Source organism: Microcoleus sp. Pol10D4 (assembly GCF_036701555.1).
Classification (GTDB): Bacteria; Cyanobacteriota; Cyanobacteriia; order Cyanobacteriales; family Microcoleaceae; genus Microcoleus.
The window spans coordinates 48,284-61,557 of sequence record NZ_JAUBRA010000045.1 but is presented as its reverse complement, the minus strand read 5'-3'; the positions used below and the strand labels follow the sequence as shown (position 1 = coordinate 61,557).

Sequence of the window (13,274 nt, the reverse complement as noted above, 5' to 3'; positions counted from 1 at the left end):
AACCTAAAAGAGTGCCTTTTTTTCTGTTGATTTTGGGTTCAGATTGCACTCACTTTTTTCACTTCTCTATTTTATTGCGATCGCATTCCTCTTTAAAAACTGTCCGGAGTATTGTTAGTCTAAACTCCAGTTAATTAGTTTAAGGCCAAATCCCGCCAGACGTTGGGCTTGAGCCATGAGCCATATTATCAAATCCATAATCGCGGTATATGTTGAGTGCAAAATTTCGAGCGGCTGCCCAAATTTGAACTAAAGGTTTTGTCCTTATACGAGAAGCATCTTCACCTTGAGTTACATCCCGCACATAATGAACCTTGTTTTCAACTCCCCAATAACCTCGAATCCGCTTGGCAAATTCTTCAGCCGTTTCAATCAAAGAAGAAACGTAAAAACGAATTTCAACACTGGATTCAATAATATTTGCTCGATGGACTTCGCGGTATGACTCAATACGAATCACGGTTTTAAGTCCCGGAAATTCAGGAATATTATCTAACTGGTTACTAATACTAACCGTGCGTTTTTCAACTCGACCATGACCAACATTGTTCGATTCATGAGTCTGAATAGCTTGAAAATTGGATTGGACTGCTTCAAGTAGACCCGATTGGTTGCCTTTGAGCGCCCCAATATAGTCATTCCCACTGTCTACGATGACTTGAGCAGTTTTTTTTTGGGTACTGATTGCATCAAAAGCGAACACTACACCCTTGAGGGCCAGATCTTTGATAAATGCGGGTAAGGCCGTGATTTCATTAGTTTTTGAATCAACTTCATAGGGGTCGAGAATCAGCCCTCGTTCTACGATGTAGGCACTTACTAACATAATAGCCGGATGAGAATCTACATTAGCGTCATCATTAATCGCTTCATAAGACCCTCGTAAAACTTTGCCGTCCACTGCAATAGTTTCGCTTTCTATTGGGTCAATCCCAAAAAAACTAGATAAACAGGCCCAGTAGCGTTGTTGATCAATTCGTAGTAACGTTTGTCTTATCGTACTGTAGGAGGGTAAGCGGTTTTTTTCAGGTTTGAACAATTCTAACAGTTCATCACGGTAGGCTTTTAACCAATCTCCAATCGCTATAAAACCCCGATTTCCTGCCGCAACGGCCAGGGTAAATAAGGCTAGACATTCGCTTTGTTGATGACGCATTCCTGCTCTACGACGGCAATCTTCAAGATCCGCAAATGCTTCAACAATTGTTATCGGGGACATTTTGACCTGAACCCTCAGTGAGATTAATCTGTTATTCTATCAGGCCTTAAACTAGAATGAAATAGCCCTGGGACAACGGTGGATCTATGGGATGGAATTATGGAACGATTGGGTAATAAGTCTAATTGCACTCAAGCCCCATAAACGTCTCTATTTTCAGCGTGGCTTCTACGCCCTATCCCTCATGCAGCAAGCATTATAGATGCGTTGTCACCCGTTAAGAATTTTGAACCACTATGGGGGATTGTTAATAAATGGAAATGCCATTTTTATGTAACAGATAGGTGGAAAGTTTACCCTAAGTTTATTCCCGATGGAGATCAAATTATTAGCAAAGCATCTATGATAAGAGTTGAGGGTTAAAATACAAGATTAAGGTACTACGCAAGCGCGCCTAAAACGAAAAAGTCTTTGTTATTCTAAATCTGAACATATGCTAAGGTATTCAATTCAATTACTCATTCACTATCTAAAATTTGCAGATGTTCCAATTCCGTATCAAAATCAAATAAATCATTTTCTGCGTCCGTGATCGCATGATAATAAGTTTATCATCCCTTGATTCAGCAAGCCAAAACTTGATGGCTCAAAAATCTCCAATTCTCGTGTTCAACAAGAAATAAACATAGCCATGGTAGCTTGTCTAAATTATATTTGATTGCTAATTAATTGCTAATTATGACAATTGATTTAATCAGAGGACTTACGAATCACAACCAAAGACACCAAACTAAAGAAAGCCGATTTTTGCCGTTGCTGCGATATCTCACGCGTCTTCTCAGCAAAAACCCGGTTTCTGGCTATCCGTGGGTAAGTCATAATAGCAATAAGGGCTGGCAAAATGCACAACCCACATACTAGATATCACTTTGATATCAGACTTAAATTTTTAATACCCCCAGGGGAATTCGAATCCCCGTCGCATCCGTGAAAGGGATGTGTCCTAGGCCTCTAGACGATGGGGGCGCGTTGCGTTTGCTTGTGTTCCGCACCTTTATAACCTTAACTAATCTTTCCCAATCTGTCAACTACTTTGCGAAAGTTTTTTTTCTACTCGTCCCAAAGCTAGTCATACTAGGCTTTGAGGATACGATCGCAATTGTCGATCGCCCCCGATGCGAGCAATCTTGAACCGTGGGTGTTCTGGGTGGGGAAGCCCAAACAAGCGACGCGGGCCATGTGGCGGAACTTCATGGCGATCGAAGCATCTCTCCCAAAACCGGTAATTGCCCCCAACTGTACCTCTACGCCGGCTGCTGCTGCGCGCAGTTGCCCAATTCTTGATCGTAACAGTCCGTAGTCGTGCTGCACCAGCAGCCAAACAAGGTTTTCGCCGTCAAGAATCGGGTATTGAGCCACCAAGCTTGCACATTGTCCAAGCAATCAGGGCATTCAACTGCTGGCACTGCGTAAAATACAAAGCTGCGATCGCCTCGGATCCTTTGCCGACGACACCAAATAAACATTTACCGCAGACTCTTTCAAACATTCCGCCAGAGCCAGCAAAATAGCCACAGAAGCCTTGTTCTCCAGGCTGTAGCATAATCCAATCCTTCACCCGCAGCGGACGTTTGCGGTGCTTTTCCACCACCATCCGCGTTCCAGATCGAATTCCCGCCGACGCTAATTCATCGGCGGTACATTTACCGAAGAATTCAGCATTTAGGAGCCAAAATGGATTCTGTGCGACAGGATGGAGAATCCAGGTTTCAAGGCTCCGATTTTAATCGTGGAGCCGAAAAAAATCTTTCGTTACCAAAAACACTCACTTCAGGGATGGGGTATTCTGAATTCGGAATTCTGTCTTCTGACTCCTTCTCATTTTTTTGATCCAGGCATTTTCCCACTTGAAAGAAACATCTTCCTGCTGAGCTTTTTGAGGAGATTCGTTGGGGTTTCACCTCACCCCCGACAAACTGGTGACGCCATAAGGAGCCCACCAACTGCTGCCGTTACGGGTGGCGGGTACACTGCTGGCTAACAAGGGCTATGATCCAGATCAGCGTGTGATTGACCGCCTCAATGCCGAGGGGAAGACCACCGTGATTTCACCTCGCCGCAATTGCAAGACCCTGGAAACTTACAATGCTCAATTGTACAAAGCCCGTCATTTGATTGAGAACTTTTTCCCCAACCTCAAGCAGTATCAGGCAATCGCAACGCGCTATCACCCTAGGGCGGTGAACTTTCCGGCGTCCGATTCTTCTGGCTGCTGCGGTCATCGGGTTGAATTGATGACACCCCCTAAATTAACTTGACAGTGCCGTAAACTAATATGCCTGACCTCTTGAGCACCTTTTTTTCTAATAATTTCATTCCTCACGGGCATTGTTACCTCTGGAAACCGGGGCTAGTCTGGCTGCACTTAACGTCAGATGCCTTGACTACCCTCGCTTATTACTCGGTGGCGGTTGCCATTGTTTACTTTACAAATGAGCGTAAAGATTTGCCTGCCCATACGGTGATGCTGCTGGTGGGTTTCTTTTTTATATTTGCCTTATGTGGCACGACGCACATGATGGAAATAGTGACACTTTGGCACCCCATTTATTGGGTTTCAGGACTGATCAAAGCTGTCACTGGTGTTTGGTCTTTCTATACATTCACCTTTTTACTGATTCCCTTAATTCCAGTGGCGCTTGATGCGCCAAGTCCAGCCCAACTCGCCCTTACAAACCAGGAACTAGAAGAGAGTCGCAGCCGTATCGAGGCGATTAATGTGGAGCTAGAGCAACGGGTGCAGGAACGCACTGCCCAACTGGAAGCGTCTAATCGCACTAAAGACGAATTATTGATGCGTGAACAAATAATTCGGGCAGACGCAGAAGCAGCAAACCGTGCCAAGGATGAGTTTCTCTCGATTCTTTCTCATGAACTCAGAACTCCTCTCAACGCGATCTTAGGGTGGTCAACGATGTTACGGCAGAAAAACCTGAGTGAGGATAAGGTGGCGCGGGCTTTGGAGACGATCGAGCGAAACGCCAAATCTCAAGCCCAGCTCATCGAAGACATCCTCGATGTTTCTCGCATCATCACCGGTAAACTGCGCCTCCGAGTCCGTCCTGTCAACCTCGTGCCGGTGATTGAATCGGCGATTGAGTCTGTACACTTAGCTGCTGAGGCAAAGTCAATTCGCCTGCACAGCGTGCTCGATTCTGAAGCTGGCCCGCTCTTGGGTGATGCCGATAGGTTGCAGCAAGTTGTGTGGAATCTACTTTCTAACGCCCTCAAATTTACGCCTAAAGACGGGCGAGTCCAGATCAGTTTGCAGCGGGTTAATTCCCATGTTGAAATTACTGTCAGCGACACTGGATCAGGCATCAGCTCGGACTTTCTACCGTATGTCTTCGATCGCTTCAGCCAGCACGACAGCACAACCACTCGCAGTTATGGGGGGTTGGGTTTAGGGTTAGCCATTGTGCGTCAATTAGTTGAATTACATGGCGGGACTGTAACGGTAGTGAGTCCAGGGATAGGACAGGGGACGACCTTTATAGTTCAACTGCCCGTGATGATTATCCATCTACCACCGAGCGATCCAGAGCCATTAAACTCGCTCGTCGAGGCGAATGGGAGGGTTGAGGGGTCGCCGACCCTTGAAGGCTTACAAATCTTAGTGGTAGAGGACGAGGCTGACGCGCTAGAGTTGCTGAGCACAATTCTGGAAAAGTATGGTGCTGATGTCATGGCTGTGGCTTCGGTCAAGGAGGCCTTGACCATTATCGAAACCGCAACCGATCACAGCCCCGATGTTTTAGTGAGCGATATTGGGATGCCGGATGAAGATGGCTACTCCCTGATCCGCAAGTTGCGTCAACTTGAAGCGCAGCGGGGCGGTAGGCTACCCGCGATCGCCCTGACGGCTTATGCCCGGAATGACGATCGTCAGCAGGCACTATTAGCAGGTTTTCAGATGCATTTGACCAAACCCGTAGATGCTGCCGAGTTAGTGGCGGTGGTGGCCAGCCTCACTGGACGTACAAGCACGTGCTAAGGAATGAAAAATAAATAACTTAAAGAATTACTCAGGTTGGGGTACGGCTCGATAATTCCATTTGGGCAAATATTCGTCAAAAACCTGGGGGGGTAACAACCAGCCCCAAACCCATACTTTGTAATGATTGAGCCAATGTGTGCTAAAAAAAGAGGATCTCCTGAAGTTATGGTTATAAGTTTATATAATCAGAAAAGCAAGCTAATACGCGATTCCTAAAATTATTAAAATTAGAAAAACCATACCCTAGCCGCATTATCAACTTAATCCGATTGTTGATTCCTGACATGACTCCACTTGTGGTGCGAGCAAGAAAGTAGTTGCAAATACCCTCACAATGATTTTCAATTGTTGATGCAGATTATCTAAAAAATACTTGTGCATGATTTAGCCATTATTTGATTTTGGGCGTTGCTTAATCAGGGTATGAAAAAAAATAAGTTAAAAATCCCCAAGCTTTGTCAATACTGGTTTCTATGACTGGCATATTTAGCCTTTCATACCGTAAATCAGCAACGCCTGATTTTGTTCTGCTTTTTGGCCATTAAATTAGTCTCATATATTTCTATAAATTTTTCTTTCATCTCATACGCCATTCTCAAAAATTCTGATTTCCCTAGTGTCAATTATAATTGATCAATCTGCTCTGGATTCAAATTTACTCGATTACTTAATAATAAAATTGACTTTGCTTATCTGTTATTCCGGCTGCTCTACGTAACTTATTTAAGCCTTTATTAACTACTTTTATTACATAAAAACGATCCATAATAACTTTGGCATTTGGGAATACTTTTTTGATGACTTTAGGGAATCCTACCCACATATCAACACTCACTTAATAGACCTCTTGCAAAATAATTTTATGATATAATGAAAAGTTTTGCTGAGAGTTGATTGAATCCCAACTCCTAACTTATTTTCACTCTGGTCTTGCTATAAACAGGATAAAATGCTAGAAAGTTCTGTGGTCGTTACACAATAAGTAAATCATGAAAAATCAATCTTATCTAAATTTGAAACCCGAGCAATTTCAACGTAGATTTGGTATCAATATTCAAACCCTAAAAGCAATGGTTAACGCCTTAGAACACTTCCGGCTAGAAAATCCTAAAGACAGAAGAGGACGTCGCACCATTCTAACTCTCGAAGAACAGGTCTTAGTCGCCTTGGAATATTGGCGAGAATATCGAACATATTTTCATATTGGGACAAGTTGGGGAGTATCTGAATCAACCCGAAGCCGAATTGTAACTGATATCGAATCAACTTTAATGAAAACGGGAAAGTTCCGTATTCCGGGAAAAAAGGCATTACTCAAAGACTCTGATTATCCAGAAGTCGTGGTGATGGATGTCACAGAAACAGCTATTGAACGACCTAAAAAAAAACAGAAGAGATATTACTCAGGCAAGAAGAAATGTCATACTCTCAAAACTCAATTGGTAATTAATCAAGAGACAAGAGAAATTATTTGCACTGCTTTTGGACCAGGGCATTGCCACGATTTTAACTTGTTTAAAAAAAGTAAAATACATTTTCATCCCGAAACAAATAGCTTACAAGATAGTGGCTATCAAGGGATAAAGGATTATCACCCCAATAGTTATATCCCTAGAAAAAAACCTAAAAATGGGAAACTTTCTCGAATAGAAAAAGACTACAATCGAGTTCTAGCACAGGAGCGAATTGTGGTTGAACACGTTAATCGGAGTCTCAAAATTTTTAAAATATTGTCGAGTCGTTATCGGAATCGCCGTCGCCGTTATGGTCTGCGTTGTAATTTGTTGTCAGCAATTTACAATTATGAGTTAGCTTTAGGGGATTAAATTTAAAACCTCTAATTATAACATATATCTTTTTTGCAAGAGGTCTAATATAGGAGATAGCTCTAGTTTGTATGATAAAGACCGGATAATCACCTCTCTTGTTTATTCAAAAGTCAGTTTTGTTTAGAAGCCGTGAGCAATTGTGTTCCCCAATATCAACATTTAATTTTTTTGATCCAGGTAAGTGCGATCATTTTTTACATTTTCACAATGTACTGAGAGTCGTAAATGGGATTTTTCATAAGCTCAAAGTGAATCTATTTTGAATAAAAATTACAAGTAATTTCCTCCGTTTGGAGGAAGAACCGCAATTCAGGAGGGCAATTCTGGCAAAGTCGCTCTATCTGGGGTGAAATTTGATGTCTATATGTATAAAATGCGCGTAGATATGGTTAATAACTCTTTTGATAATTATTTGGGAACCGCGATTATCGGGGGCTAAATCGGATGCGATGAGAGACGGGAGATGGAAGAGGGGAGATTGACTCGGAAGATTAATCCTGGGCTAAAAACATTTATCTCTGGTGGAACGGGCAGGAGGCTTGCCCAGGGATAACAGTGCCTGATATCAGTTATAACTGAATCTCAGGTACTGTTATCAATCAGACCCAATCAACCTGGTAACAGCGACGAAAAATCTCAGATATCAGGTCGATCGCGCAGCAAGAAACCAAGTGGATGACGCCAAGAGTGTAAGATGTCAGTCATCATGAATACTTTCTGTTGGCGATTGCCCGACGGCACCCAAAATTAAAAATTATGCCAGCCAATTGCTGATTCTGCTGGCTTCATGTTATAGTGGTTTTCCAAGAATTAAATTCGGTGGCGTAGTTTGTTGGTGTTTATTTACAAGCGTCTCTCCGAATCTAAATCTCTGCACCCTAATGATTCTGGAGATTTTATGTCGATTTACGTGGGTAATCTTTCATATGAGGTAACATCAGATGACCTCAGCGAAGTATTTGCCGAGTACGGTACTGTAAGCCGCGTCCAAGTGCCAATGGATCGGGAAACAGGCAGGATGCGGGGTTTTGCTTTTGTGGAAATGGCAAGCGAGGCAGAAGAAGCAGCAGCCATCGCAGCTCTAGACGGTGCTGAGTGGATGGGCCGCGACTTGAAAGTCAACAAAGCCAAACCTCGCGAAAACAACAACAACAGACGCTCCTCGGGCGGCGGCGGTGGCTGGGGCGACAACGATCGCTCTTCACGACGCTACTAAGCTTTGACACTGAAAATTTGAGTTTTGGTAGTTGACGGCAGGTGCGGATGCTGCTTTTTTTTCGGGTTGTTCGATCAACCCCTCAAATAAAACTCCCAAACCTCTAAATCAGTTTTGCCCCCTCCAAGGAGGGGGCTTTGTTTTTGGCGAAAAATCCCGCGAGATACGTCTGCGGTGCCGTTCCCACTCTAGTTCGTGATTCAGTCCCTCTTAACTGCTTTTTTTAAGAGGCTGTCGGGATTTCCCGGCTCGACTCCTGTAAACTATCAAACTAGAATTAAGCAGCAAGAAAAGTTAGAATAACGGCAAAACTGAATATTGCCCAGAACAGCCAAACTATCTTTACCGAAGATTAGTCGAGAAAACCAGCCGAATATCAGCCAATATCTTGATTTTGCCTCAATAAAGATGTCCAAGGTCTACAGCACGGCGGAACTCATTAAAATCCTCGAAGAAGAGCGCCAAGCCTGCTTGCATGGGCGGCGTCTCAATTTGACTGAAACTCCTGCTACAGGCAACCCCGTGATTGACCGCTTTCTCAAATCTGAGGGAGTTCAGAAGTTTACTGCTTATCAAAATTTTAAGGCAGCCGTGCACGAATACCAGCGGGAACATCAAGTTTCTGGGATTGTCTGGCGGGAAATGGCGGTTAAAGGCAATACTCTACGGTATCCGGCAGTGGATGACGAATTAATAGCTCTACCGGTTGATTTGATTACGTTGAAGGCAGCTAAGATTGCTATGTTGGAATTCTGGCAGCAGGTAACTGCCGGGATGGATTTGTATTTAAGCATTAACAGCGGGAAGGATTTTCGCTCGATCGAGCCGGTTGATGTAGAGGCTATAGCCCAGCGCACAGAATGGGCCAGTCTCTCGAAGTGGGAAAAGTTGGATTTCCTAGAAATTTTGTTGCAGTTGGGCTGGGGGAAGCCGGAGGAAGCTTATTATAAGCGGGGATGGCCGACATCGGGCAGCGAGTACATTCACGCCGTAAAACCCGGACAGCGGCCAATTTGTTAATTAGTCAGTAGTCAGTAGTCATAGTGCTGTCCCCGCTCGCGAACGTTATTAGTCAGTAGTCAGCAGTCAGTAGTCAGTAGTTACTGATTATTGGGAGATATTCAAAACAAATAACAATTGGCAATTGGCAATTGGCAATTGGCAACTGCCAACTGTCAACTGTCAACTGTCAACTGACATCTGACAAAGCATCAAGCCAAACCACTGATTTGGATCAGTCCAAACCTGCAAAGGCATTAAACCACGCTGCGAAAGTTCTTTTTTTACAGTATTGAGATTAAACTTGCGCGATATTTCGCTGCGGATAGTTTCTCCCGCTGCAAATTCAACCGTTAAATTGAGAGAACGCAACTGCACTGTTTGCGTTTTTTTACTTTTTAAGTGCATTTCAATTTGACATTGCTCTTGATTGTAAAAAGCCCAATGCTCGAACTGTGCTAAATCAAAATTTCCCTCAAATTTTCGATTTAAATGCCGCAGCATATTCAAGTTAAATGCTGCCGTTACTCCTTGACTGTCATCGTATGCAGGCTCTAAAATATCCTTAGATTTGTCCAAGTCAATTCCCAGCAAAAAATACTCTCCCGGCTGCAATGCACCGACAATTTGCGAGAAGAACAAATCACATTCTTGAGCGTTGAGATTGCCGAGGGTACTGCCGAGAAAACAAATCATTCGGGTTGGCAACGGCGACGGTGCAATTTTAGCTAAGGCTAATTCGTATGTGCTGACAAGTCCGTGAATCTGGAGCGACGGATAATCGGCCAACAGTTGACAAGCGCTGCTTTCTAAGATAGTAGGACTGATGTCGATCGGCAAATAATGCAGGGGATATTCCAGTTGACTGTAAGCATCAAGGAGAATCCGAGTTTTAGTGGAACTGCCGCTGCCGAGTTCGACGATTTCGCAGGGGCCCGTTAAATTGGCGATCGCCCCCGCGCACCCCTGCAAAATGGCCGTCTCAGTGCGCGTCAAGTAGTATTCCGGCAACTGGCAAATCAACTCAAACAGCTTCGAGCCGCGATCGTCGTAGAAATACTTTGGAGGCAGGGATTTGGGGGTTTGAGTCAACCCGCTAACTACATCGCTGCCAGCATTGATTTCTGCGGGTGTCAGTGCTGCAGCGCTCACCAGTCGCTCTAAGTGCAGCCGGTTTTCCTTCGTTAAGGCTGAGTTTGTCGTGTCGGACAGTCTTGGGGATTTCATCATAAAAATGGGTAGAAACCCCGTGCTTTTAGCACGGCTTTACATTTAATTTGAATCCCCTCGCGGGGTGGAGGGGTATGGTTGCCCCTCCCGTGAGGTATGGTTGCCTCAAACTCCCATTTCTGGGGTAAAGTTAGCTTCGCTAATGTTTAGTGAGCTTGTTAAGCTAGCAACACTGTCTCAGTGGCCTTAAGACTGTTTAGTTGCAAGCGATAGAGCGGAAAACTAGCTTCGCATTCTCCGGTATCGTGACCCAAAAAACGTAGTCAGTAAAGACTTAAGCTGGTCAGGATGGCTTGTTAGATTTCTCTTTCAAGCCTCATGCCTTTAGGCTGAGGTTCCTGACAAAGTAATTTTTAGATGCACATACGGGTATAGCACGAAGCCGCGCTGCCAAATATCGAGCTCAAGTCAGATTTTTCATGCCACTCTCCGTTCTGTATTGTCTCACCCGATGGCGATCGCATCCACAATTAAAACTTAAAATTTATCCACAAAATTTATTTAATACTTAACCAAACTTGTTTTCTTTGAGCTTGTTACATGGAAAAAAGTTGGGCATTTCACAAACAAATTTTGTCCCCAATTCTCTCTCCAGTCATTTATCTGATGTTCGTCAAATAAGCTTTATAATGCGAGTATTAAGGAATTTGTTCATCTGAAAAGTCTAATGAATAAATTCCTCACTCTGAACAAATTTGATGGTAATTATAATTACCTAGCAAACTACTTAGCGCAGCGAAAACCAGCAATAATTTGCCGCACGCCCGGATAGTACCAATTCCGAAAACTTGATCGCAGTGCCTGCGGAAAAGTCGCCCAACTCCCGCCTTTCAAAACCCGGTGTTCTCCATCAAAATAAACTTGAGAATATCCCCTGTAAGGATAACTTTCAAATCCCGGATAGGCGTCAAAGGTTGAAGCAGTCCACTCCCAAACATTGCCTAACATATCGCAGCAGCCGATCGCGCTTGCTCCTTTGGGAAAGGCATCAACTGGCGAGGTATTGGCAATATTATTGCCGTGATTGCACAGGCTGCCGTTTGGCTGTTCCTCTCCCCAAGGATAGATGCGATATGTTTGATTTGTGGTATCCCAACTCGCAGCTTTTTCCCATTCGGCTTCCGATGGCAAACGCTTGCCGATAAAGTTGCAGTAAGCTTCGGCTTCGTACCAACTGACACCGCAAACAGGATGGTTGTTGAAAGCTGGATTTTCTGACCAGTACAGCGGTCGATCGACTTTAGCAGATTGCAGCCATTTCCAGCCGTCCGCTGACCACCAATCAGGGTTTTGATAGCCGCCGGATTCCATGAAATCTCGGTATTGACCGCAAGTGACCGGATAGCGATCGATCGAGTATGCTTCTAAATAACATAGGTGGCGCGATCGCTCGTTATCCAAAGCCTCAGCAGCATCGCTTCCCAGGTAAAATTCCCCGCCCGGAATTTCAATCGCCTGGGAATCGGTAATTTGTAATTGGTAATCGGTAATTGGTAATCGGTAATTGGTAATTAATCTTCCTTCCTCATTCCCTCTTCCTTCTTCCTTCTTCCCTCTTCCTTCTTCCTTCTTCCTTTGCATTTGCAACACGAAAGCAACAGTTTCGCAGTGCTGGCTTTCGTGCTGAATAATAAACCGCCAGAGACGTTCTTGCTCGTCGATCGGCGCGACTTCCAAATAATCTAACACCTTTTTTCTCACCGCGTCCAGATATAATTCAACTTCAGGTAACGCGGGCAGAAAAACCCGTTGTTTTTTCGGCAAAATATCAGCAGCAAACAGTTGGTGATACTGAGGAAAGACAGGTTCCAACCCAGCACATCGCTGCAACAGCCACAAATCTTCAGTATAAGCAATGTGACCTAAGTGCCAGCCAACCGGACTGAAATCAGGATGAGCTTGGCGACAAAAAGTATCATAATCGATGTCTGCAAATAGCTTGAAAGTGCCGCGGCGACACTGCTGCAAATCGCGATAAATTGCCTCTCTACAAGATTGGATAGATTTCGATATCACGCTCTACTCCGGTACTGATAATGCTCTGGACTGGACACTCGTGCCAATTGCCAGCAAATAAAGGTTCAGAAGCAATGATGACAGAATTGGGGAAATTTAAATCGTCTCGTAGCCAATAGAGGGAAGGAGGGGTTTTTTGGGAAGCAAAGCGAGAGGCAACGAGCTGGTGTCCGTCGCTGACAATGATATTAGCTGAAAATTCTACTTGGTGAAAGTTTGCTAGCTCTGCCACAGTTTTCAGCGAGTTTTGCAAAGCAGCTTCTAGAGTCATATTGGCGGCTGTCAATTCATTGACAAACAAGCCGAAAATATGTTCTGAATCTGTAGTGCCGTTAATTGATTGATAAACGGTATCGCTGAGTCGATCGCGAATTGGTCTGTAAAGAGTTTGCCGAAAATTCTTCACGAAGCCGTTGTGTACGAACAGCAGGCGATCGTTCTGAAACGGCTGACAGTTGCTCAAATCTACAGCTTGTCCAGAAGTTGCACTGCGAACGTATCCGATCGCGCATCCAGATTCAACGTATCGACTGATACTCGGAAGGTTAATGTCGCTCCAAATTGGCTGTACATTTTTATAAGTAAACGGGTCAGTATCTAGGTGCGGGTGATACCAACCAATACCAAAACCGTCAGCATTGAGTACGCCAGAAGTCATTTCGCGGGGCTCGTAACTCTGCACAATTAGGGAATGTTCCGGCTTGTACAGAATAGCATCGAGTAAAATCGGCTCCCCGAGGTAGCCAAGCAAACGGCACATAAAATTTT

At 44.2% G+C, this 13,274-nt stretch carries 13 protein-coding genes, 1 tRNA gene and 2 pseudogenes; 7 read left to right on the top strand and 9 right to left on the bottom strand.

From position 1 onward, the window contains the following. Positions 1 to 139: 139 nt before the first annotated feature. On the bottom strand, positions 140 to 1,219 hold the full coding sequence (locus tag QUA36_RS20835) for an ISAs1 family transposase (protein ID WP_333458941.1): 1,080 nt from the start codon (positions 1,217 to 1,219) through the stop codon (positions 140 to 142). Between the two features lie 70 nt (positions 1,220 to 1,289). On the opposite strand from QUA36_RS20835, the pseudogene QUA36_RS20830 reads away from it, so the two are divergent. Next, positions 1,290 to 1,421, top strand: a pseudogene (locus QUA36_RS20830) (IS4 family transposase); the annotation flags it as partial. A 17-nt stretch (positions 1,422 to 1,438) separates the two neighbouring features. Next, positions 1,439 to 1,751, top strand: a pseudogene (locus QUA36_RS20825) (IS1 family transposase); the annotation flags it as partial. Positions 1,752 to 2,112: 361 nt separating this feature from the next. On the opposite strand, the gene QUA36_RS20820 reads toward QUA36_RS20825, so the two are convergent. The 3 genes from QUA36_RS20820 to QUA36_RS20810 form a co-directional block, all read right to left on the bottom strand. Then, positions 2,113 to 2,185, bottom strand: a tRNA-Glu gene (locus tag QUA36_RS20820). A gap of 108 nt (positions 2,186 to 2,293) precedes the next feature. Next, complete coding sequence (locus QUA36_RS20815) at positions 2,294 to 2,578, bottom strand: hypothetical protein (protein ID WP_333458940.1); 285 nt, start codon at positions 2,576 to 2,578, stop codon at positions 2,294 to 2,296. Next, positions 2,556 to 2,813, bottom strand: a complete 258-nt coding sequence (locus QUA36_RS20810; protein ID WP_333455971.1) for a hypothetical protein — start codon at positions 2,811 to 2,813, stop codon at positions 2,556 to 2,558. Before QUA36_RS20810 ends, QUA36_RS20815 begins: the two co-directional genes overlap by 23 nt. A 412-nt stretch (positions 2,814 to 3,225) precedes the next feature. Here QUA36_RS20810 and QUA36_RS20805 point away from each other — a divergent pair, with 412 nt between their 5' ends. Both QUA36_RS20805 and QUA36_RS20800 read left to right on the top strand, forming a co-directional pair. Beyond that, the gene (locus QUA36_RS20805) at positions 3,226 to 3,477 is read left to right on the top strand and encodes a hypothetical protein (RefSeq protein ID WP_333458939.1); all 252 of its coding nucleotides are present in this window, start codon (positions 3,226 to 3,228) and stop codon (positions 3,475 to 3,477) included. Between the two features lie 17 nt (positions 3,478 to 3,494). Next, positions 3,495 to 5,213: an ATP-binding protein gene (locus QUA36_RS20800; RefSeq protein ID WP_333458938.1), complete on the top strand. Its 1,719-nt coding sequence runs from the start codon at positions 3,495 to 3,497 to the stop codon at positions 5,211 to 5,213. A gap of 172 nt (positions 5,214 to 5,385) precedes the next feature. Here QUA36_RS20800 and QUA36_RS20795 read toward each other — a convergent pair whose 3' ends face one another. Both QUA36_RS20795 and QUA36_RS20790 read right to left on the bottom strand, forming a co-directional pair. Then, positions 5,386 to 5,562: a transposase gene (locus QUA36_RS20795; protein ID WP_445301448.1), complete on the bottom strand. Its 177-nt coding sequence runs from the start codon at positions 5,560 to 5,562 to the stop codon at positions 5,386 to 5,388. 321 nt (positions 5,563 to 5,883) lie between these two features. After that, the gene (locus tag QUA36_RS20790) at positions 5,884 to 6,051 is read right to left on the bottom strand and encodes a transposase (protein ID WP_333458937.1); all 168 of its coding nucleotides are present in this window, start codon (positions 6,049 to 6,051) and stop codon (positions 5,884 to 5,886) included. A 154-nt stretch (positions 6,052 to 6,205) separates the two neighbouring features. Here QUA36_RS20790 and QUA36_RS20785 point away from each other — a divergent pair, with 154 nt between their 5' ends. The 3 genes from QUA36_RS20785 (at position 6,206) to QUA36_RS20775 (ending at position 9,281) form a co-directional block, all read left to right on the top strand. Then, complete coding sequence (locus QUA36_RS20785; protein WP_445301447.1) at positions 6,206 to 7,042, top strand: IS5 family transposase; 837 nt, start codon at positions 6,206 to 6,208, stop codon at positions 7,040 to 7,042. Between the two features lie 901 nt (positions 7,043 to 7,943). Then, positions 7,944 to 8,261 (top strand): RNA-binding protein, encoded by a 318-nt coding sequence (locus QUA36_RS20780; RefSeq protein WP_333167176.1) that lies wholly within the window; start codon positions 7,944 to 7,946, stop codon positions 8,259 to 8,261. 408 nt (positions 8,262 to 8,669) lie between these two features. Then, complete coding sequence (locus QUA36_RS20775) at positions 8,670 to 9,281, top strand: hypothetical protein (RefSeq protein WP_172191765.1); 612 nt, start codon at positions 8,670 to 8,672, stop codon at positions 9,279 to 9,281. A 162-nt stretch (positions 9,282 to 9,443) separates the two neighbouring features. On the opposite strand, the gene egtD is transcribed toward QUA36_RS20775, so the two are convergent. The 3 genes from egtD to egtC all read right to left on the bottom strand — a co-directional run bounded on the left by egtD (position 9,444) and on the right by egtC (position 13,266). Further along, positions 9,444 to 10,490 carry an L-histidine N(alpha)-methyltransferase gene (egtD, locus tag QUA36_RS20770; protein WP_445300057.1) on the bottom strand — a complete coding sequence of 349 codons (1,047 nt, stop codon included), beginning with the start codon at positions 10,488 to 10,490 and terminating at the stop codon, positions 9,444 to 9,446. A gap of 723 nt (positions 10,491 to 11,213) precedes the next feature. Beyond that, on the bottom strand, positions 11,214 to 12,506 hold the full coding sequence (egtB, locus tag QUA36_RS20765) for an ergothioneine biosynthesis protein EgtB (protein WP_333167178.1): 1,293 nt from the start codon (positions 12,504 to 12,506) through the stop codon (positions 11,214 to 11,216). After that, positions 12,478 to 13,266 carry an ergothioneine biosynthesis protein EgtC gene (gene egtC / locus QUA36_RS20760; RefSeq protein ID WP_333167181.1) on the bottom strand — a complete coding sequence of 263 codons (789 nt, stop codon included), beginning with the start codon at positions 13,264 to 13,266 and terminating at the stop codon, positions 12,478 to 12,480. Before egtC ends, egtB begins: the two co-directional genes overlap by 29 nt. Between the last annotated feature and the right edge of the window lie 8 nt (positions 13,267 to 13,274).